Origin of the sequence: Lysinibacillus sp. 38-6 (assembly GCF_046245175.1) — a bacterium.
GTDB lineage: Bacteria > Bacillota > Bacilli > Bacillales_A > Planococcaceae > Lysinibacillus.
The window spans coordinates 1972694-1991890 of sequence record NZ_CP176417.1 but is presented as its reverse complement, the minus strand read 5'-3'; the positions used below and the strand labels follow the sequence as shown (position 1 = coordinate 1991890).

At 38.6% G+C, this 19197-nt stretch carries 29 protein-coding genes; 24 read left to right on the top strand and 5 right to left on the bottom strand.

From position 1 onward, the window contains the following. From ACKVEV_RS10300 to ACKVEV_RS10240, 13 genes are all read left to right on the top strand, one after another. Positions 1 to 969 carry a hypothetical protein gene (locus tag ACKVEV_RS10300; RefSeq protein ID WP_409370282.1) on the top strand — a complete coding sequence of 323 codons (969 nt, stop codon included), beginning with the start codon at positions 1 to 3 and terminating at the stop codon, positions 967 to 969. Further along, positions 966 to 1421, top strand: a complete 456-nt coding sequence (locus tag ACKVEV_RS10295; protein ID WP_409370281.1) for a DUF2577 domain-containing protein — start codon at positions 966 to 968, stop codon at positions 1419 to 1421. The genes ACKVEV_RS10300 and ACKVEV_RS10295 overlap by 4 nt, the downstream gene beginning before the upstream one ends. Then, on the top strand, positions 1397 to 1813 hold the full coding sequence (locus ACKVEV_RS10290; RefSeq protein WP_409370280.1) for a DUF2634 domain-containing protein: 417 nt from the start codon (positions 1397 to 1399) through the stop codon (positions 1811 to 1813). The genes ACKVEV_RS10295 and ACKVEV_RS10290 overlap by 25 nt, the downstream gene beginning before the upstream one ends. Next, entirely contained in the window at positions 1806 to 2897 is a 1092-nt protein-coding gene (locus ACKVEV_RS10285) for a baseplate J/gp47 family protein (RefSeq protein ID WP_409370279.1), read from the top strand. The genes ACKVEV_RS10290 and ACKVEV_RS10285 overlap by 8 nt, the downstream gene beginning before the upstream one ends. Then, on the top strand, positions 2894 to 3547 hold the full coding sequence (locus tag ACKVEV_RS10280; protein WP_409370278.1) for a putative phage tail protein: 654 nt from the start codon (positions 2894 to 2896) through the stop codon (positions 3545 to 3547). Before ACKVEV_RS10285 ends, ACKVEV_RS10280 begins: the two co-directional genes overlap by 4 nt. Continuing rightward, positions 3544 to 3852: a hypothetical protein gene (locus ACKVEV_RS10275; protein WP_409370277.1), complete on the top strand. Its 309-nt coding sequence runs from the start codon at positions 3544 to 3546 to the stop codon at positions 3850 to 3852. Before ACKVEV_RS10280 ends, ACKVEV_RS10275 begins: the two co-directional genes overlap by 4 nt. Beyond that, a complete protein-coding gene (locus tag ACKVEV_RS10270) occupies positions 3845 to 4444 on the top strand; it encodes a hypothetical protein (protein WP_409370276.1) in 600 nt (199 codons plus the stop codon). The genes ACKVEV_RS10275 and ACKVEV_RS10270 overlap by 8 nt, the downstream gene beginning before the upstream one ends. A gap of 2 nt (positions 4445 to 4446) precedes the next feature. Then, complete coding sequence (locus ACKVEV_RS10265; RefSeq protein ID WP_409370275.1) at positions 4447 to 6492, top strand: hypothetical protein; 2046 nt, start codon at positions 4447 to 4449, stop codon at positions 6490 to 6492. Continuing rightward, positions 6492 to 6707: a hypothetical protein gene (locus ACKVEV_RS10260; RefSeq protein ID WP_402763887.1), complete on the top strand. Its 216-nt coding sequence runs from the start codon at positions 6492 to 6494 to the stop codon at positions 6705 to 6707. Before ACKVEV_RS10265 ends, ACKVEV_RS10260 begins: the two co-directional genes overlap by 1 nt. Position 6708: 1 nt before the next feature. Beyond that, complete coding sequence (locus tag ACKVEV_RS10255; RefSeq protein ID WP_409370274.1) at positions 6709 to 6858, top strand: XkdX family protein; 150 nt, start codon at positions 6709 to 6711, stop codon at positions 6856 to 6858. Positions 6859 to 6972: 114 nt separating this feature from the next. After that, positions 6973 to 7272, top strand: a complete 300-nt coding sequence (locus tag ACKVEV_RS10250) for a hypothetical protein (RefSeq protein WP_409370273.1) — start codon at positions 6973 to 6975, stop codon at positions 7270 to 7272. After that, entirely contained in the window at positions 7272 to 7538 is a 267-nt protein-coding gene (locus ACKVEV_RS10245; RefSeq protein WP_409370272.1) for a holin, read from the top strand. The genes ACKVEV_RS10250 and ACKVEV_RS10245 overlap by 1 nt, the downstream gene beginning before the upstream one ends. Then, positions 7538 to 8221, top strand: a complete 684-nt coding sequence (locus ACKVEV_RS10240) for an N-acetylmuramoyl-L-alanine amidase family protein (protein WP_409370271.1) — start codon at positions 7538 to 7540, stop codon at positions 8219 to 8221. Before ACKVEV_RS10245 ends, ACKVEV_RS10240 begins: the two co-directional genes overlap by 1 nt. 289 nt (positions 8222 to 8510) lie before the next feature. Here the strand turns inward: ACKVEV_RS10240 and ACKVEV_RS10235 are convergent, their stop codons facing one another. From ACKVEV_RS10235 to ACKVEV_RS10215, 5 genes are all read right to left on the bottom strand, one after another. Then, complete coding sequence (locus ACKVEV_RS10235; protein ID WP_402920771.1) at positions 8511 to 9647, bottom strand: zinc-dependent alcohol dehydrogenase; 1137 nt, start codon at positions 9645 to 9647, stop codon at positions 8511 to 8513. A 21-nt stretch (positions 9648 to 9668) separates the two neighbouring features. After that, entirely contained in the window at positions 9669 to 10031 is a 363-nt protein-coding gene (locus ACKVEV_RS10230; RefSeq protein ID WP_409370270.1) for a spore coat protein, read from the bottom strand. Between the two features lie 12 nt (positions 10032 to 10043). Further along, entirely contained in the window at positions 10044 to 10253 is a 210-nt protein-coding gene (locus tag ACKVEV_RS10225; RefSeq protein WP_016993944.1) for a hypothetical protein, read from the bottom strand. A 305-nt stretch (positions 10254 to 10558) separates the two neighbouring features. Continuing rightward, a complete protein-coding gene (locus ACKVEV_RS10220; RefSeq protein ID WP_409370269.1) occupies positions 10559 to 11050 on the bottom strand; it encodes a hypothetical protein in 492 nt (163 codons plus the stop codon). A 99-nt stretch (positions 11051 to 11149) separates the two neighbouring features. Next, positions 11150 to 12043, bottom strand: a complete 894-nt coding sequence (locus ACKVEV_RS10215; RefSeq protein WP_409370535.1) for a LysR family transcriptional regulator — start codon at positions 12041 to 12043, stop codon at positions 11150 to 11152. 116 nt (positions 12044 to 12159) lie between these two features. On the opposite strand from ACKVEV_RS10215, the gene ACKVEV_RS10210 reads away from it, so the two are divergent. From ACKVEV_RS10210 to ACKVEV_RS10160, 11 genes are all read left to right on the top strand, one after another. Further along, complete coding sequence (locus ACKVEV_RS10210) at positions 12160 to 12723, top strand: flavodoxin family protein (protein ID WP_409370268.1); 564 nt, start codon at positions 12160 to 12162, stop codon at positions 12721 to 12723. Positions 12724 to 12946: 223 nt separating this feature from the next. Further along, entirely contained in the window at positions 12947 to 13627 is a 681-nt protein-coding gene (gene pnuC / locus ACKVEV_RS10205; RefSeq protein WP_409370267.1) for a nicotinamide riboside transporter PnuC, read from the top strand. Then, positions 13624 to 14625 carry an AAA family ATPase gene (locus tag ACKVEV_RS10200; protein ID WP_409370266.1) on the top strand — a complete coding sequence of 334 codons (1002 nt, stop codon included), beginning with the start codon at positions 13624 to 13626 and terminating at the stop codon, positions 14623 to 14625. Before pnuC ends, ACKVEV_RS10200 begins: the two co-directional genes overlap by 4 nt. A 36-nt stretch (positions 14626 to 14661) precedes the next feature. Then, a complete protein-coding gene (locus ACKVEV_RS10195) occupies positions 14662 to 15555 on the top strand; it encodes an NUDIX hydrolase (RefSeq protein ID WP_409370265.1) in 894 nt (297 codons plus the stop codon). Then, positions 15552 to 16106, top strand: a complete 555-nt coding sequence (locus ACKVEV_RS10190; protein ID WP_409370264.1) for an NADAR family protein — start codon at positions 15552 to 15554, stop codon at positions 16104 to 16106. Before ACKVEV_RS10195 ends, ACKVEV_RS10190 begins: the two co-directional genes overlap by 4 nt. Before the next feature lie 43 nt (positions 16107 to 16149). Beyond that, on the top strand, positions 16150 to 16440 hold the full coding sequence (locus ACKVEV_RS10185; protein WP_409370263.1) for a hypothetical protein: 291 nt from the start codon (positions 16150 to 16152) through the stop codon (positions 16438 to 16440). 54 nt (positions 16441 to 16494) lie between these two features. Beyond that, the gene (locus ACKVEV_RS10180) at positions 16495 to 16800 is read left to right on the top strand and encodes a DUF6508 domain-containing protein (RefSeq protein WP_409370262.1); all 306 of its coding nucleotides are present in this window, start codon (positions 16495 to 16497) and stop codon (positions 16798 to 16800) included. Between the two features lie 106 nt (positions 16801 to 16906). Then, a complete protein-coding gene (locus tag ACKVEV_RS10175) occupies positions 16907 to 17212 on the top strand; it encodes a hypothetical protein (protein ID WP_409370261.1) in 306 nt (101 codons plus the stop codon). Then, on the top strand, positions 17187 to 17513 hold the full coding sequence (locus tag ACKVEV_RS10170) for a hypothetical protein (protein ID WP_409370260.1): 327 nt from the start codon (positions 17187 to 17189) through the stop codon (positions 17511 to 17513). The genes ACKVEV_RS10175 and ACKVEV_RS10170 overlap by 26 nt, the downstream gene beginning before the upstream one ends. A 40-nt stretch (positions 17514 to 17553) precedes the next feature. Beyond that, positions 17554 to 17934 (top strand): Imm10 family immunity protein, encoded by a 381-nt coding sequence (locus ACKVEV_RS10165; RefSeq protein ID WP_409370259.1) that lies wholly within the window; start codon positions 17554 to 17556, stop codon positions 17932 to 17934. 201 nt (positions 17935 to 18135) lie between these two features. Beyond that, positions 18136 to 19191: an ankyrin repeat domain-containing protein gene (locus ACKVEV_RS10160; protein ID WP_409370258.1), complete on the top strand. Its 1056-nt coding sequence runs from the start codon at positions 18136 to 18138 to the stop codon at positions 19189 to 19191. The last annotated feature ends 6 nt before the right edge of the window (positions 19192 to 19197 follow it).

Here is a 19197-nt window from a genome sequence, read left to right as displayed (position 1 = left end):
GTGGTAGGTATAGAAGTATTAATTGATAATCGAGATGGAAATATATACGAAGTGCCTGTCACTTCACTTAGTTGGAAGACTGAAAAAACAGGGAAAGCATCAGAGCTTAATGTTACTTTGCTGAATTCTAAGCCACTTGAAAATAAAATTGAATCGGGTGCGATTGTAAGAGTAGTTGATGGAAAACAGAAAGTATTTTATGGCTATTCCTTTAAAGCAAGTTTTAGCAAGGATAGCGAATTTAATATTCTTGCTTTTGATCAACTAAAGTATTTAATGTATGAAGATACTTTTGTTATTCCATCGATGTTAGCAGAAAAAGCCATTGAGCGTATTTGCAGTATGGCAAATCTTAAGTTAAGTTCTATTGCGAAAACAGGCTTTACAGCGCCAGGTATGGTGGAAGAAAATAAGAAGGCATTAGATGTCATCATGAAATACATTGATTCCGCTATTGTGGCTACAAACCAGAGCTTTGTTTTTATGGATGATTTCGGCTCACTAGCATTGCATAATATTAGCGATCTTGTTATACCACCTACAGATTTTTATATTGGTGAAGAAAGTCTTTTGTATGACTTTGATTACTCGGTATCAATTGAGGATTCTTATAATCGAGTAAAACTCGTATTAGATGATAAAGAGGCTTCCAAGCGAAGAGTATTTATTGCGCAGGATAGCAGCAATATCGCTAAATGGGGTCAGCTGCAATATTACAAAAAGGTAGACGAAAATATGACACCCGCCCAGATTGAAAGCTTATTGAATGTATTACTCGCGGTTCACAACAAAGAAAAAAAGGAATTATCCTTAAAGTGCTTAGGTGATTGGCGAGTACGAGCTGGAAAGATGGTATTTATCTATATCGAAAAATTGGGGATTAAAAAGTTGTTTTTGGTTGAGACATGTACACATGATTGGTCCGCTAAAGTCCATACAATGAGCTTAGAATTGAAGGTGGTTTCATGAGTTTACTAGAGTTAATTAAAACGACAGCACTAGCAGCATTTCAAGCGTCCAATCCAGTAAATATTGTTTTGGGAAAAGTCATTGAAGCAAAACCGTTAAAAATAGAAATTCACTCGAAACTCATTTTGTCTGATGAGTTTTTACTTGTTGCAGAGCATCTTACTAGACATGAAAGGGTTGCTAGTATTCAGTTCGAATATCCGAAAGATTACACAAAAGGCCAAATTGGTGATGAAGGAAAACAGACAAGTTCGAAACGACAAAATCAAGGCGAAGCAACTGCGGTGCCTTATGAAGAATATGAAATGAAATATTTAAAGCTCGTCGTAGAAGATGGTTTAAAAGAAGGCGATAAAGTAGTAATGCATCGAGTACAAGGTGGTCAAAAGTATTTTGTATCCGACAGATATAGAGAGGGGGAGAGCATATGGCACTACCAACAGAAGCAATAACGATCACCCCTGATATTGAAGTAATGGACGCTGTTGAATTACCTACTCGCACTTATCATTTAGATTTTAAGCGAGGTTGCTGCAGTGGTTTAATTGATGGTCAAAAAGCTATGGAACAAGCGATTTTTAAAGTGTTAAATACCATTCGCTTTGAGCATCTAATTTATACAAACAATTATGGTTTTCAAAACATGGTTGGCTATGATGAGTTGTATGTTCGTGGGGATTTAGGAAGGCGTATACAAGATGCCTTATTACAAGATGAACGTATTACATCATTAGAAAATTTCAGTCTGGAATTTACTTCAAAAGATGATGTGTTTATAACATTTGTTGCTCGAACAATTTATGGCGATGTTAGCCTGTTAAAGGAGGCGATTAGAATTGCTTGAGTATTTAGAATCGCGCTCATTCGATAGTCTTTTAGCTGAACTGCTTGCACGCGTGCCAGATGATGTTGATAAGCGTGAAGGTAGTGTCATTTACGATGCCCTTGCACCTACAGCATTAAAGTTAGCTGAAACATATTGGGATATGTCCGTATTATATCGTCGTACTTTTGCACAAACTGCGGACGGAGATGATCTTGAAAAGCGAGTAAATGAGCATGGAGTCGAACGAAAAAAGGCAGGAAAGGCTATTCGCCGAGCGTTATTTACAGATGGTGATAGCCAACCTCTTGATGTGACTAAAAATAGCCAATATCGATTAGAGGCAATTGTCTACAATGTAATTGAACGATTAGATGCTGGTGAATACAAAGTAGAAGCCCAGACAGCAGGTGCAATTGGTAACAAGGATTATGGAGAAATGCTTCCGCTAGAAGCAAATAATAAGCTAGGTAAAGCCGTATTAGCTGATGTACTTGTGCCTGGTGAAGATGATGAAACAGATGAGTCCTTATATTTAAGATTTGTCGAACATATCCGTGAAAAAGCTTTTGGAGGTAATCGTGCGGACTATAAGAAAAAGCTGAGAGCAATTCAAGGCGTTGGTGGTGTACGTTTGCGTCGAGCTCCATATGGTGGCGGAACAGTAAAAGCAATCATTATTGATTCTGATTTTAATGCTCCAACACCTGACTTTGTATCCTATGTTCAAGAGCTTATGGACCCATTAGAGTTTAAAGGTGAGGGATATGGTACTGCACCTATTGGTCATGTAGTAACGGTAGAAGGTGTAGGGAAAAATCATATCGAAGTTGAAATTGAACTGTTTTTGAATGGTGCATCTATTGGACAAATTGAAACACAAGTAAGTGAAACGTTAGAAACGTATTTTGCTGAATTGCGTGGAAATTGGTTTAAAGATTTAGACATCAATGTTCGTATTACTCATATTGAATCTCGGCTATTAGAGATTGAAGGAATTGAGGATATTGCTTCCACATTGTTGAATGGTATAGCTACTAATATTAACTTGGTCGAAGAAATTCCGGTACTTTCTAACGTAATACTGAAGGAAGTGAATACATGACCAATGCTTTTTTAGAGGAATTACCATTCTATTATCAAAATATAAAAGAGTTTCGAGAGTTGTCCAATACAGTTACGCTTAACTGGGATAAACTTGACGAAGCTCTTTTTGGTGTGGATAATGATCAATTTATTTTAACCTCTAGCGAGGCTGCTGTAGCTATTAGGGAAAAAGATTTTGGCATTCGCGCAGATCCGAAGAAAGAGACGTTAAAATTTCGTAAACTCCGCTTACTGGCCAGAATGCAAGAAAGTGCACCTTATGTTTTGGAGTACTTAACAAAGGCCCTATCAGGATTAATCGGAGAAAATAACCATCAGATTTTATTAGATATTAATGAATTTCAAATGGAAGTGGCAATTGAAGTTGAACAAACGACTTATTATAACGAAGTTGTACAGTTAGTTGAACGGATTGTTCCGTTAAATATTGATTTAATGACAACAATTTTAGCGTTAAAAGAATGCCTCATTATGATAGGCGGCACCTATGCTTGGCCTATCAATTACAAAATATGTGGTCGTTTTAAAACTGCAGCAACGCATGGCGCTTTAGGCAAAGAAATTTTAGCAGTGTCGGATGAAATTTATAGCTTCGTTACGAACAATCGTATATGTGGTCAATTTAGAGCAGGGGGTGTGCGTCAGTGAATGAAATACAACCATTAATGATTGATTTAACACAACAATTTTTAAGTAACCTTACAGTTAGTGCAAAGGTAACGATAGATGGTGTTGTCTATAACAAAGAAATCTATCATACTAGCACGAAGTTTGGTCTAAGAAAATACGTGAAATTGTCAACCGAACAAGGTCTTGTAACACGCGCTGCTTTAGTCGATAGTTACGGCCGCGAATTATATGTAAAGACAATGAACTATCAGAAAGGTTCGAAGGGGTATGTTATCGCATTTCCTCTCCAACTTGAATCAAAGGAAGTGACAGTAAATGAGTAAGCAAATGAATGGTGAAATACCACTGAATTTTAAGAAAAACCCATACGAACGTACTGAATGGCGTGATGACGCAACAGATCCGGTGACTGGTGAGGTTATCGAGGAAGGTACTCCATACATGTCGGAGTATGCAAATAATTTTGAGTGGGGAATCTATAACGCTTATCGCTTTATGATTGACATGTATCGACAATTGGAACGTATGCGAATCCAAATGGAACTAGATGGCCGTGTACCCGGTAACGGCGGAACGTTTGCTGATACACTCGATGGCAGCACAAATAAAATCAAATTGGACACATCCATGACCGATATTATCGAGGCTGTCATTATAGGAACAACTACTTTAAAAGTGGCTAGTGTTAATGGATTTACACCATTTACGCAGGTCACTATTTTTGATGATGTGGCAAGTGAGGATGTTGTAATTACAGCAGTTGGTGCAGACACAATTACGGTATCAGCACTAATTAATGCCTACAAAAAAGGCGCTAAAGTGGCTCGAAGTAAGGTTCAAATTGATACGGTTAACGCTGAAATGGGTGTCGGTGATTGGCAGACATTTAACGTTGAATTAGTGGAGGTGGTTTGAGGATGGTTCAATATTATTACGACAAGTATACGGCGATAGCTAACACGGTCTATGTAGATAGTTCGCCGTGGGTGACTGCGAGCGTGTCGGCTTACGCTTTTAGCGGTTACGCAAAATCTTACAGTTACAATACGCAAGCTAACACTTACCACGAATCGGCGACTATATGGGGGGCTGCCGACGCCATACAGACAGGCGACGTATGCTACCTTGTATCAGGGGGGTTGTTGTATAAAATCGTTGCACAATACCCATCAACCGCAAACGCCGCGATACCGTCACAAACGTATTATAAGGATAAAACCTCTAATACAACATCTACTTACTATTCACGCGGCGCCCTAGTAAAAAGCAATATCCCAGCAGAGGAAGGCACCTATCCGGCAAACGGACGACATTCTGACGGGTATTGGTACGTGAAAGGCGCGGCTGTTCCTGTAAATACAGCTGGAATGAAATTAAAAAAGAGTATACTGATAAAACAATATACGAATAACAGTTATTATAACGGAGAGGTTATTACAATTGATTGTACCAATGCTGTTCTTGGTGATTTAATAATACTGTATGGTGTATCAGATTATCAATTCATTCAAACTGGTAAGTTATCAGGTTTTGAACGTATAGAAGAACACCCCACTTATCATGGACGTAGTATCTTTATAAAACAAGTAACAGCTGCAGAAGCTGGGAAGAAAATAACATCAACAATTTCGGGAGGATCGTCTGGTTCAGCGGCTGCATTAGAAATTGTTTTCTTACTATATGAGCAAACAAGTTACTGGGGAAAAAAAGAAGTTAATTTTAATGCTAATAGAACAGGCGACTTGAAGATGGATTTTGATATTACAACAAAATTCTCTGTTCTATTTTTTGCTACAAATCCACAGGCAACGGGCGGAACAGATGCAAGCTTGTATATTCCAAATAATTATAATAGAAGTGTGGCTTTAAATATTTCTTGGATGTATAGTGGTGGTTACGATTTTGGACCTCGATTAGGGGCAAGTATACCGTACAGTAAACTCAACTGGAATAATCAAGGTAATGATGTGAAGATTCCTTATCTAGTTTTAGTGCCGTTTAATAATAAGCCAACTTTAAGTTTATCTTTACCGACTAACAACCAAAGATTATATGAAAATGACACAATCAACATTTCGGGCGATGCATACGATGCAGATAAAGACCAGTCGGTAACAGCGTACTATCAAATTAACAACGAAGCACGCAAAGTTCTGGCAACTAACCTAAGCCAAACGCAAATCTCATTATCTAAGCAACTAACCTTCAAAGGTGGCAAATTGTACGATGGTGAAACGGCACTCACAGGCACGCTTACTGATGGCGTAGCACATACGTTAAAAGTATGGGCTGAGGACAGCGAGAAATCATCGTCTGCGATTGCTGAGCGTACTTTCTATGTCGTGCCTAACCGAGCGCCTTTATTGACTGTAGACGCTGTTGTTCCTTCTGGTGTAGTTGATGCGGACAAGTTTAAAATTAGCGGTACAGCTTCTGACCAGGACGCCAATTCAACCGTTACGGTAACAAGACGTATTAATGCAGGAAATGCTGTGGAAATCTACAACGGTGCAGGTGGAGCTTGGGAATTTGATTTAGCACTTTCGCAACTTGTAGTTGGTCAAAATACGATTGTTATTGAGGTCGTGGATAACTACGGGGCAAAGACTAGCAAGACGGTAACACTAAATAAAAAAGCAATAAAAACACCTATATTGCAATCTGTCGCTCGTTATAAAATCGAGCCACCGAAGGGATCTGCGATGGGTGTTTTATTATTTATACAACGTGATGAGGAACTGGATATTAAGGTTGAGCTATCCATGACTTTAAATGGTGAGCAGGAACAGTATGAAACGTTGACACCTGCTAACACAGCACCAGTTCAACAAGGTATAGTGGAGGATACCTTTGAATACGAGGGCTTAGAAGCGAAGCAAAATATCATCCTTAAAATCACGCCATCACGTACAGATTTATCGTTTAATCACAAAATACATCTAATTTCCGGGGCGGTGGACTAATGGCATTTCAATATAAAGTACGTAACTCAGACGGTACATTAGGTGATAGAAAGAAATTCGGGCTCGAAGAAACTCCAGAAGAAAAAACGGAACGATTAGAAGCTACAAACGCTCAATTAGCCTATGAATCGGTTATGAAGGACTTAAGAATCGAAGAGTTAAATAGTAATCAAGCAGATTTAACTTATCAACTGATGATGAAAGGGGTTTTGTAAAATGGATTGGTTAAAAATGATTAATGGCTTTTACCCTAAATACTGGACGAAGGAAATGGTTGGTGATGCTGTAGAGGCTGGAAAAATAACAGCAGAACAGTATAAAGAGATTACAGGCGATAAATATTCACCAACGAAAACGCAAGCATAAGCTTAGCGTTATTTTTTATGCTGTGAGAGTAAACGAGATAACAGGACTTGGTTCTGTTTCTCGATACATCTCATAGCTTTTTATTTTACTTGAATAGCAAAGGAATGTGATGGGATGGGTGTAGCTGCAATAAATGAAATTGCTACCAGCCAAGCGGTTTGGGCAATAGCTTGTTTAATTATAGCGTTTGGAGCATTTCGCTATTTAATAAGCAAAAATGATAATCTGATGGACCGAGCGGAAGAACGGGAAAATAAATTAATGGATCACTTGGAACGCTCTAATGAATCGCAGGAAAGAACAGCGATCGCACTTGAAGGCATGAATCGATCGTTGAATATATTGGAAGGTCGAGTCGATCGTATTGAAAAACATTCGCTGCAAAATAAAAACAATGAAAAGGATGATGAATAATGGATTTAACAAATATTTTTATGATTGCAATCGTAATGGTAGCTATCGTACTCGCTATAGCAGAGGTACTGAAGAAGACATTCAAAATTAATACACAATACATGCCACTCACATCGGTAGTGATTGGTATTTTTATTGGTTTAGGTTGCTGGCCGTTATCAGAACATCCGTTGTATGTCATGTTAATGGCTGGCTTTGTGGCCGGGCTAACAGCCTCGGGAACATTTGATTTATTAAAGGCGGCAAAAAAAGAAGGACAGCAATAATGGCTTACACTTTAAAACAAAATCTATTACCATCAATTAAATATCCAATAAAAGCACCTTACATCATGACACCACAGTATATTACAGTACACAACACGGCAAATGATGCATCTGCAGCCAATGAAATTAAATACATGATAACTAACGATAATCAGGTATCCTATCACGTTGCCATTGATGATGTAGAAGCCATTCAAGCAATCCCGTTCAATCGTAACGCTTGGCATTGTGGAGATGGTCAAGGGATGGGTAATTGTAAATCAATCGGTGTTGAAATTTGCTACAGCAAAAGTGGGGGAGCTCGTTATATTGCTGCTGAGGAAAATGCAGTTAAGTATATCGCTTCGTTATTAAAACGCTTTGGTTGGGGCATAGAACGTGTGAAAAAACATCAAGATTGGAATGGAAAATACTGTCCGCATCGAATTTTAAGTGAACATCGTTGGATTAGCTTTTTAAAACGAATTGAAGAATCGTTGAAGCTAACAAACACTATTCAACAAAAGGAGGAACCTAAAATGACAAATACCTTAACGTCAACAGCTAAAGAGGATTTAAAAGGATTGTTGAAAGAGACATATCAGCGCGGAATCTTAAAGCTAGACCATAGCGAGAAAGTAGGTTCTATGACAGATGGTGAAGCACTAGGATTGTTAATTTCGGTTGTAAAACGGACGTTATAAGACAGAATAAGACCAAGATAGCTTAATGGCTGTCTTGGTCTTTTTTGGTTTATTCACTTTGCAATTCTTTTCACGCGCTGTGATCAGTGTTTTCTCTCGGTTTTTGTACATCGTAGAATCCTTCAATGTTCAACCCTCTCTTTTTCTTAAAATAAACAACAATGTTCATAATAACTAATATTAAACATAGTGAGTAAATGTATTGGAGTAATCAAAAAAAGATAAAAAGGAGCGCTTCAAATCCTTTAACATCAAGGATTTGAAGCGCTTTTCATTTTTACTGCTATATTTAAGGTTTCAAAACCACTTTAATACAGTCTTCCTGTTTTGTATCGAATATTTCATAACCATGCTTGGCTTTTTCAAGAGGGAGGACGTGTGTAATAATGTCTCCGGCATTCACTTTACCGTCAGCGATTAAGTTATAGACATGGGGCATGAGATGAACAACTGGGGCTTGTCCCGTACGAATTGACACATTACGCTGGAAAATATCTCCGAGTGGGAAGGCATTGTATCGACCACCATATACACCGGTAATTTGGATCGTTCCGCCTTTACGTACAGCTTGACTGGCAGTGACAATGGCGCCCATTGCACCACTTTGAAGTTTTACGCCACTGGCAAGAAATTCGAGCGGCGTCATTTTTCCGCTCATCCCGACACAATCAATGACAACGTCTGCACCGCCTTTGGTGATCTCTTTCAAATATTCACCACAATTTTCATGGTCTTCAAAATTAACGATTTCAACGTTATTTGTTTTCTTTGCATGTTTAAGACGATACCCAATATAGTCAACTGCGATGACTCTTTCGGCACCTTTCAACCAAGCAAATTTTTGGGCTAATAGTCCAACGGGTCCGCAGCCAAGAATAACGACAGTATCTCCTTTCTTTACTCCGGCATTTTCTACACTCCAATAAGCAGTAGAGGCAGCATCGGCAAGGAGCACGAGACTTTCATCAGGCACTTCGGATTGCTCTGGAATTTTGAACGGAATAAAATTGCCATATGGAACACGCATATACTCTGCCTGTCCTCCCGGAAAACCGCCTGTTGTGTCTGAATAACCAAAATAAGCACCCATTTCGCCATTATCGTTTGCATTATCACACTGACTTTCTAATTCATGATTGCAAAACCAGCATTCACCGCATGCAATATTAAAAGGAATGATAATTCGGTCGCCCTTTTTAACCTTCGTTACATCCTTGCCAACTTCTTCTACAATGCCCATCGGTTCATGGCCAATGACATAGTCCTTTCCGATATTCGGAATCATTCCGTGGATTAAATGCAAGTCTGAGCCGCAAATGGCAGTAGTCGTTAAGCGAACAATAATATCGTCCGCCTTTTTTATTTTAGGATCTTGTACTTCTTTAACCTCAACATTTTTTATACCTTGAAAAGTGACAGCTTTCATTAAAAAATCCCTCTTTTTCATTTATTTTTTCGGTGGGGTAGGGAACATTCCTTTTCGATTCATACTTTTAGGGAATAAATCTAACTGTGCGATACTAATTGCATTTTCGGCAGACTTAATATCCAGTTCTTTTTGACCTTGTAGATCATAAGGTTTTAACCATTCTTTTTTTACCATCAGTTCAGAAATTTCGAAATATAAATCAACCATGACATCGAGCTGAGTTCTGAGGATTTTCTGAAGAGCAGGGGAAGCTGTTTCTGTTAAGGCAATGGAAAGATTTCGAATACCGGTCTTTGTTGTAAGTAAAAACTCTAGAGCAACCCCCGAATCAGTTAGCTCGGGCATGCCAATTGAATTGATAGGATCTAAATAGTCTTTCATAGCATTGTCCTCCTAATATTCTAATTCTGATTTAGAGTAGAGCTTAACCATAGCAGTGAGTGCTGGAGTCGATAATTTTACATTTTTGTCTAATAATGCTCTTAAATCGTCATCAAAGACCACACCTTGACTCAGTTTCGATTTAAGTAAACTTGTTGTCATAAAGTTAATGACTTCATGAAATTCCATTGTTTCATGAAGCGCTAATTTTTTCTCAAACACGTCATTTGCACCTCCAGAATTTTCTTTTAAAAGTTTGCCCTATAGCAAGTCTATTTATACAATTCGTCTTACGTTTAAATTGTATTGCTACAACGATATTACTAGCTTCAAAAGATATTATTAGAAGTAAAAATATATTGGTAGAAGGGAGAATAAGTCAATGTAGTGATTTTTAATTTGCTACTGCTACATATTAGGTGCGAGTATGAATGAAAAAAGACTTGCATCATGAAATTAAGTCATGCATGCAAGTCTAGCTGTTAGCTTAAATAGGTTTTTTCAAATAGAAGGAATTTGTAGCGTTGTCATCCACGTAGGAAATGTTCAATGTTTTTTTTGACGACTGCTGGGGGAATGAGTTGGATATGTTCACCTTTAGCATCGCATGTAAAAATGCCTTTGAAAACGTCGGGCATGGCATCGTATTGTTTTTTTAACTGTTCATTAAAGATTTGAAAGCAGTTATAAGAATAGTTTTCTAGCAAGTAAGGTATTAAAAAGGCAGAGCGTAAAATTTCATATTCTTGATAATTATATGGGGTACTTTCGGGACGCTTTTTTAAGATTTCCAACATTTTATTCATTAAAAGGGTTACTTCTTCTTCGCTTGCAAAGGCAGCATAACCTCTAATAGCAGTTAGCCGCATATCTAAATAGCGTTCTTTTTTATAGGCTTTTAGAAAAAAGTCCTTTCCGTCCTCTGGTAAGTCAAATACGAATTGCTTTAATAACGTATTACGTTTGGCAATATCCTTTGTTGTAAAATAAGTCTCCATTTTTATGCTTTTTTCATCCAATTATTCCATCTCCGATCTTTAGATGTTGGTCACAACTTGTTTTAAATTTCATTGCCTTCTTCCATATATTAAATATCGGCTAGAATCGGTACTATTTTTTTACAAGTTTATATATTCCTCACGCACAATTTCAATAAAGTCATTTAAGTAAGAAGGGATATTTTTATCTTTATGCCAAGCTATTTCTGTATAAATGGGGTTTAAGTTTAATGGAATTGGTAGTTCTATTAGTGCGCCACTTGTCAGCTCTTTTTCTACAACCATTCGAGGAAGAAGGGAAATGCCTAATGCCGCCATAACACATTGTTTTATCGCTTCTATACTAACAAATTCAATGACATGCCTTGGATAAATGCCGTCTTGCTGTAGCTTATTTTCAAATTGAGTTCGGTAAGAACAGCCTTTTTCAGTTAATAAAATCGTTTCTTGTGCTATTTCTTCTAATGTTAGCATTTCAGTTGTATTCAAATGATGAGTTGGGGAAGCAACTAACACTAAATCCTCTTTTAGTAATGTTTCAGTATGGATTGTTGAAAGTATCTTTCGAGTATCGGTGATAAAGGCCAAGTCTATATGGTCAGTTTGTAGTAGGCTTTTTGCGATCTCACTTGTATGGACTGGTTTAAAAATAAGTTCTACTTGAGGGTGTAACACTTTAAAGGCTTTAAGTATTTTGGGTAATCGATAGGTACATTGACTTTCTTGAGCACCGATTGTTAAAAAGGCATTTAATTCGTTATCTCCTGTTACCGCATGACGCATTTCTTCATCAAGTCGAATTATTTTTTCGGCATATTGTGTTAATGCTATGCCGGCTTTTGTCAGGTAAATTCGTTTTCCTAATCGCTCAAATAATGATGTACCCAACTCCTCTTCTAATGATTTGATTTGGGCAGTAATACTTGACTGAGCGTAATCTAATATTTTAGCTGTTTGCGTAAAGTTTAACGTCTTTGCGGCTGTTAAAAATGTTTGTAAATGTTTAATTTCCACCTTTTCACCTCTAAATCGGAATTTCCGATTGATACTATCGGTATATTCATCTTTATCGATATACTTTGTCATTATATACTACATTTATTAAATACGGATAGATAGGAGCTTGAAAAATGAAGATTGTAAGTTTTATTGGGAGTTCAAGAAATGGAGGAAATACTGAGCAATTAACAGATATAGTGTTGCAAAATATCGAACATAAAAAAATATATATCAAAGATTTGCATATCAAACCAATTGAAGATTTACGTCATTCGGAAGGTGGTTTTCAAGCAATAAATGATGATTATGATCATGTGATAGAGGAATTACAAAATAGCGATATTGTCGTTTTTGCAACGCCGATATATTGGTACAGCATGTCGGGCACAATGAAAAATATGTTTGATCGATTTAGCCAATCCATACGCGATCAACGTTTCCCAAATTTAAAAGAGCGATTGAAACAACTAACAATAATTGTAGTAATCGTAGGTGGTGACAATCCGAGAATCAAGGGCTTACCTCTTATTCAGCAGTTTCAATACACATTTGAATTTTTAGATATGTCATTGTGGTCATATATTATTGGGGAGGCAAATAAGCCTGGCGAAATCATCAAAGATAAGCTTGCGTTATCACAAGCTACTTTGCTGAATGAAAATATAAAATCACTGCTTGTGAAGGAAGCGGAGTAATAGGAAATCTTTGTTCTTATTGCTTAGGATAGGGGCATCATCTCCAACATTTACTGTCCATTACCAATAAATAAAAAAACATCCTGCGAAAAAATAGGAAATATTTTCTTGACCTTCGCAGGATTTTCTGTTAATTTTGATAGTAACAATATGTTATTAACAAAATGATACTAAGAAAAAACATTTGCTCTATGAAAGAGCGGAAAAAGTGGAGGGATGCAAGATGAAGAAGATGGCAGGGAGCTGGAATCTTTTTGAAATGACGTGGTTAGTGCTGTTTACCACAATCGCTGTCGTGTTTACGGTGATATCAAAGGATTCTTTATTTGGATTTACGGTTTTTATTACCGGTGTGTTATGCGTGGTGCTTGCGGCGAAAGGCAACTTGATGAGTTATGTATTCGGTATGTACAATACGGTCGGTTACACGTATTTGGCTTTTATAAATGGATTGTTTGGAGAGGTAATGCTGAATTTACTATTTTTCGTTCCGATGAATGTCATTGGCTTCTACATGTGGAAAAATAACCGCCAAGAAGACGGCAAGCTAGTTATGCGACAGCTGGATCGAAAAGGGTTGCTGCTAATTGGTATGGGCAGTGTGATTGGCTGTTTGCTAGTTGGATTTGGGCTGTCTTTCATTCCAGGACAAAACTCACCGTACATCGATGCAACTACGACAGTGCTATCTATTGTAGCGACGATTTTAATGGTTCGAAGATTTAAGGAACAATGGTTGGTTTATATCGTGCTAAATCTTTTCACTGTGTTATTGTGGGCGATTCGTATGCTGGATGGTAGTGGCGAAGGTTTACTGATGATGGTAATGTGGAGCGCATATCTGGTCAACGCGTTTTATGGATACTATACTTGGAATAAAGTGGTTAAGGAGGTGGCGCTATGAAAACGCTCGGACTAACACTGGGGAAGTTTGCCCCGCTGCATAAAGGGCATCAGTTTATGATTGAAACGGCGTTACAAGAGGTGGATGAATTGATCGTCGTTATTTACGAGACGACGGTCAGCCCGATTCCGCTACATATCCGAGCAAATTGGATTCGCAAGCTTTATCCGCAAGTGCGAGTAATCGAAGCTTGGGATGGCCCGGACGGCTATTCGGATGATAGAGAGCATGAGATTCGGGAAGAGCAGTATATTCTTGGTTTGCTGAACGGAGAGCAAGTGACACATTTTTACTCAAGCGAATTTTACGGCGAGCATATGAGTCTTGCATTGGGAGCGGTAGACAGAAGAGTGGATGAAGCGCGCGAGCTAGTGCCCATTTCAGCAACGATGGTTCGTTCCAATCCTTATAAATATAGAGAGTTTGTTAGTGATATTGTATACAGAGATTTAATTACGAAAGTTGTTTTCGTTGGCGCCATGTCAACGGGTAAGTCCACAATTACTGAAGCGCTCGCCCAGCGTTATGGCACGACGTTCGCAAGCGAATACGGTCGTGATTATTGGACTGAGCATCAGGTGGACCGCCGAATTGCATTCGAAGCGTTCGATGACATTGCGGTCGGTCATATCGAGCGTGAAGAACAGGCATTGCTTGCGGCGAACCGCTATCTTTTTGTCGACACAAATGCGATTACGACGTATATGTTTGCTCAGGATTACCACGGCAAGGCTCCGGAGCTGTTAACACGACTTGCTTTAGAGAATGCCCAGCGCTATGATTTGTTTTTCCTATGTGATGATGATATTCCTTATGATGATACGTGGGACCGCAGCGGAGATCAAAAGCGGCATGTTTTCCATAAACAGATTATCGCTGATTTGAAGGAGCGACGCATTCCTTATATTACGCTACGGGGAAGCCTGGAGGAACGTATACACAAAGTTGACGAGGTATTGGCGAAGTTTGAGCCCTACAGCAACTATTTTGGCGAGTAAACTACTGAACGCATAAATATAAAGGAGGCAAGTCAATTGGATTTGTTAGATAAAGATGGACTGACAGAACGTGAATTTTTGCAGCAATACAAAGTAGGAGACTATGAGCGTCCTTCGGTGACGACGGATATGGTGATATTTACTGTGACGGAAGAGGAGGCTGACAGTTATCGCAAACTGCCGGAAAAAGAGCTACGCGTCCTACTGATTCGTCGTGCAGGGCATCCCTTCTTAGGCAAATGGGCGTTACCTGGCGGCTTTGTCCGTTCGAATGAGACGACAGAGCAGGCAGCAGTAAGGGAACTACAAGAGGAAACAGGCGTGGAAGACGTTTATTTGGAGCAGTTGTATACGTTCAGTGATATTGGGCGTGATCCAAGAACGTGGGTGATAAGCTGCAGCTATATGGCTTTGATTAATAGCGACAAGTTGGAACTGAAAGCGGGCGATGATGCAGCAGACGCCGCTTGGTTCAAGGTCACGTATCGACCACTTAAGGAAGAAAAAGTGTTGATTGAGGATGGCTACATGAAGACGCTGGAATACGAACTTATACTAAGCAGTGAAGAAGAAGAACTTTCAGCCGTCGTGGCAAAGACGATTACTGCGAAGACGACATCTACTGGCACGGATTTTAAGATTGTCTCGAATGAAGGATTAGCATTCGACCATGCAAAGATGATCGCATGTGCAATTGAGCGGTTGCGAGGCAAAGTAAATTATACGGATATTGCACTGCATTTAATGCCGAAGTTATTTACTTTAACAGAACTACAGCAAGTGTATGAGGTAGTGTTGGATAAAGAACTGTTGAAGGCGGCATTCCGACGTAAAGTGGCCGATCTTGTGGCGGAAACTGATCAATACACCGAAAATGCGGGGCATCGACCATCTCGCTTGTATCGGAGAAATTGGGAGGATGAAGGATGATTTACAATATCGATGAATTAAAAAAAGCACATAACGAGGGACAGAAGCTTAAATTTGTGTTTTTTTGGGGACATACGCCGTCTAAGGATGGGCATGTCGACAAAAGCTGCTTCAGTCAATGGTGGATGTGTCCATTTACGATAGAGGGCACGCCATATTCTTGTGCCGAGCAGTTTATGATGGCTGAGAAGGCGAGGTTGTTTGGTGATGAGGAAATGCTGGCGTCCATCCTTCATGCTAAGCATCCAAAAGAAATGAAAGCTTTTGGGCGTGCGGTTCGAAACTTTGATAAAGATATTTGGGATAAGGAATGCTATGGCATTGTCAAAAGAGCAAGCTTAGCGAAATTTTCGCAAAATCCGCAACTGGCTGATTATCTTAAATCAACGAAGAACCGCATCTTAGTTGAAGCTAGCCCGAGAGACCGTATATGGGGAATAGGTATGGGCCAGTCCAATCCACATGTGGAGAATCCAATGAAATGGCGGGGTAAAAACTTGCTAGGTTTCGCGCTGATGGAAGCGCGAGACGAGTTGCTAAAGCATGAGTAGTAAGACTTACAGTAAGAGAAATAGAGAAAGGATAGTGATGACCTTGAGATACACTGAATATGTCCGTCTCAAAACAGGTAGATACCAATCTGTCGGCAAGTTTGGCGATCATATTTATGCCTATGAGGTTTTAACGGGGGTCACAGACTCCCCTGAGTACCATCAAATTTCGAAGGCGGAATTCGACTCATTTGAAACATGGACGAAAGAGTATATTTCGGATCTTAAAAAACTGTATGACATCATTAACCGCCCAGTTATATGTAGCGGTTATTTGGGGAAAGAGGAATTGGATACGTCACTACTTCGTGATTTAGAAAATGAATACATGTAGAACTATGAATGCCTAACATTTAAATCTTTATATAAATGAATTGAGGTGAATCGGATGGTACAGCTGCCAGAAATTAACTATGAAGCGTTAAAGAAGCTAGTTAAATTTCTTGATTTTTTCCAAAGACTAGACGCAATGCCGAGTGAAAATGAAAAAAGGGCTATGCTTGCATGTGAAGAAATTCGACAATTTCACGAAGAATTAAGTAATACAGAATTTCTCATCGTATTCGATTGGAAGAGTTGGTTGCATGAACATGAAGCTTATAAGCAAATTGCAAATGATATAGAAGAGTATGTCAAGAAAGCAGATTTAGCTACTCTGCGAAAATTGATGACTAGTTATATTCGTGGAGACTGATTTACGGAAGGACTATTTGAAGCCGTCATGATCAATGGACATATAACAAAGATACTAACAAGACTGCGAGAATTAGTGGAGATAGAAGGCAACAGGAGGGACACAAATGAGTAGTAACGTTCATCAATGCAATCTAAATATATGGTATGACTTGCCATCTGAAGTGTGGGCTAGGATGGAGAATGTATACGAGTGTATGCCCGGGTGGAAAGGATATACAAATGGCATTCCTTATTGGTTTGGGCACGAAGAGGATGATGTTTTTATTATGGCCTCGGTAGAACCAAGTGGGTTATCCTTTTTTGCACAGATGAATCATGATGATTGGCATACTTGGATAGAGCGATTTAAAGTGGAAGCTACCAAAATAGTAGGATTTGATGTGGGTGAACCTGAAGACGGATTTATTTAATAACAAGAAACGAGGGATAGCTATCTATAACAATATCACGCAAGAACATATTGAAGGGCTTTCAGCGAAATTAAAAGCTATATTACACAATGAATTATTGCTTGGGAATGAAATTACGGAGACGTGGGAAGGGTGGCCTCCTGATAGCATTGTTGTATTTTTGAAAAAGCCATTTAAGACGAATATAAAAAAGATAGATAAAGAACTAGAGTACAGAGAAATTAATGATTTGCATTATTGGCAAGCGGAAATACATGATAAAAAGTCGAATTGTATATTGCTTTGTGGCTTTGCTAATTAACAAGGAATACAACTATATAATGGGAGGAGGGAGTAATTAAATGTCCATTTTACTAAAAGCGTCATTTGTTTATTTTAGTATTGAGGATGAGACAATAATCATTGGTTTTGCAGATGATGAATTTAACACGAAAGACTATGTGTTATTGCAAAAGTCGTTATTTATTGATGACATACCGATGCTTAATAAGGTTCATATTGCACTTAATAGTGAAAATAGAGCAGCGTATGGAGGAATAGAAAGGATAATACTTAGCCAAAAATTAATTTCTATTATTTTATCAAAAGAGACTGCAAGTTCACTAGGCGTAGCTGATTCCATAGACATTGAGTATGCAATAGAAGAAAAAGAGTTTGATTCCTTAATAAGTCACTTTCATCAGCTGAATGTCGAGCAAGACATGGTCATTGAAGTCAAGTAGATATAAGAATGAAATAAATGATAAAGAATCGAGCTTCCCCTAAGAACCCCCTCAGGCATTCTCCATCGTTCTCTCTATTAAGGGAATCTCTCCCTATTCGTTTGACACCTTATTGATGGGTGCAGGAAATAGACAAGAAATAAATAAGTGGTAAAATTTAGTGATAAAATAAAAAATCAGACGGAAGGAGAGAAAACAACGATGGGCAAGAAGCAAAAGACCTTACCAAAAAATTTCGAAGAACTAATTGAAGCAGCTGATCTATCAGCATTACAAGAGGTATTTATGAAATGCGAATTAGATGCTCGTGGTGGTTACAGTAAAGAAACAGCCTTGAGCTTTTTCAATATCCCGCATGAATTCGTTCGCTGGCTCGTGGAACAGGGTGCTGATATCGATGCTACTGATAGTTATGGAAGAACGCCTTTACATAAACATGCTATAAGTTCGAACGGTACGACTGAATTGCTGATTGATTTAGGTGCTAATATAGAAGCTAGTGATTATCAAGATGAGACACCTTTATTTGCCGCCGCAAGTTTTTGTAATCCACATACGGTACAGACGTTGGTTGCCAAAGGGGCAAATATTAACGCACAAAATAAGATGAAACAGACACCTTTAGAAAAAGCTTTGGCCATGTGTAAAAACATTGATATCGTCAATATGGCGAAAGTTGCCGATATTTTGCTTCATGCTGGCGTAACCGTAACGGAGGAAATGGAAAAATCTATAAAGCGAATTGGAACAGACTTTGAATTCCACAGAGATGGCTTTAATAAAGAATATTTAAATCAAACAGATGAGGCACTATTGTATCTATATGAACTATTTGATGTTCCTCCAGTAGAGAAGCGAATGACCCATGATGGCACCTCTCCAATAGCGGTATCTACAAAGGGATGGCAGGCTCAACATCATGAACTCTGGCGTTTATTAATTCCATCACAAGGGCATGCGAAGACCGTACAAGGTGAGGTTATTCGTATTACTGGTAAAGTATCATACGAAATTTTAGATAACGGTGGAGTTAACTGGGATAATCAATATCGCAAAATGCTTAATCGTCTAAATCATTACTTTAGTATGGGTACACCATTAAATGATGCTGCACTTCAGGAGGCTGAAACATTAATCAGGGCACTTCATAATGGACATGGTGATGATGAACCAGCGAGGCTGTGTGAACTGGCAGTGTGCTGGGTACGCAGTAATTTAAATCCTATTACGTTGGAACAACCCGACTATAAACGGTAAAGGGGA

Bases quoted from the DNA above. Each gene is read 5' to 3' on its own strand.
- ACKVEV_RS10295 (WP_409370281.1), top strand. From the start codon at position 966: ATGAGTTTACTAGAGTTAATTAAAACGACAGCACTAGCAGCATTTCAA.
- ACKVEV_RS10290 (WP_409370280.1), top strand. From the start codon at position 1,397: ATGGCACTACCAACAGAAGCAATAACGATCACCCCTGATATTGAAGTA.
- ACKVEV_RS10280 (WP_409370278.1), top strand. From the start codon at position 2,894: ATGACCAATGCTTTTTTAGAGGAATTACCATTCTATTATCAAAATATA.
- ACKVEV_RS10270 (WP_409370276.1), top strand. From the start codon at position 3,845: ATGAGTAAGCAAATGAATGGTGAAATACCACTGAATTTTAAGAAAAAC.
- ACKVEV_RS10265 (WP_409370275.1), top strand. From the start codon at position 4,447: ATGGTTCAATATTATTACGACAAGTATACGGCGATAGCTAACACGGTC.
- ACKVEV_RS10260 (WP_402763887.1), top strand. From the start codon at position 6,492: ATGGCATTTCAATATAAAGTACGTAACTCAGACGGTACATTAGGTGAT.
- ACKVEV_RS10255 (WP_409370274.1), top strand. From the start codon at position 6,709: ATGGATTGGTTAAAAATGATTAATGGCTTTTACCCTAAATACTGGACG.
- ACKVEV_RS10250 (WP_409370273.1), top strand. From the start codon at position 6,973: ATGGGTGTAGCTGCAATAAATGAAATTGCTACCAGCCAAGCGGTTTGG.
- ACKVEV_RS10245 (WP_409370272.1), top strand. From the start codon at position 7,272: ATGGATTTAACAAATATTTTTATGATTGCAATCGTAATGGTAGCTATC.
- ACKVEV_RS10240 (WP_409370271.1), top strand. From the start codon at position 7,538: ATGGCTTACACTTTAAAACAAAATCTATTACCATCAATTAAATATCCA.
- ACKVEV_RS10235 (WP_402920771.1), bottom strand. From the start codon at position 9,647: ATGAAAGCTGTCACTTTTCAAGGTATAAAAAATGTTGAGGTTAAAGAA.
- ACKVEV_RS10230 (WP_409370270.1), bottom strand. From the start codon at position 10,031: ATGAAAGACTATTTAGATCCTATCAATTCAATTGGCATGCCCGAGCTA.
- ACKVEV_RS10210 (WP_409370268.1), top strand. From the start codon at position 12,160: ATGAAGATTGTAAGTTTTATTGGGAGTTCAAGAAATGGAGGAAATACT.
- pnuC (WP_409370267.1), top strand. From the start codon at position 12,947: ATGAAGAAGATGGCAGGGAGCTGGAATCTTTTTGAAATGACGTGGTTA.
- ACKVEV_RS10200 (WP_409370266.1), top strand. From the start codon at position 13,624: ATGAAAACGCTCGGACTAACACTGGGGAAGTTTGCCCCGCTGCATAAA.
- ACKVEV_RS10190 (WP_409370264.1), top strand. From the start codon at position 15,552: ATGATTTACAATATCGATGAATTAAAAAAAGCACATAACGAGGGACAG.
- ACKVEV_RS10180 (WP_409370262.1), top strand. From the start codon at position 16,495: ATGGTACAGCTGCCAGAAATTAACTATGAAGCGTTAAAGAAGCTAGTT.
- ACKVEV_RS10175 (WP_409370261.1), top strand. From the start codon at position 16,907: ATGAGTAGTAACGTTCATCAATGCAATCTAAATATATGGTATGACTTG.
- ACKVEV_RS10165 (WP_409370259.1), top strand. From the start codon at position 17,554: ATGTCCATTTTACTAAAAGCGTCATTTGTTTATTTTAGTATTGAGGAT.
- ACKVEV_RS10160 (WP_409370258.1), top strand. From the start codon at position 18,136: ATGGGCAAGAAGCAAAAGACCTTACCAAAAAATTTCGAAGAACTAATT.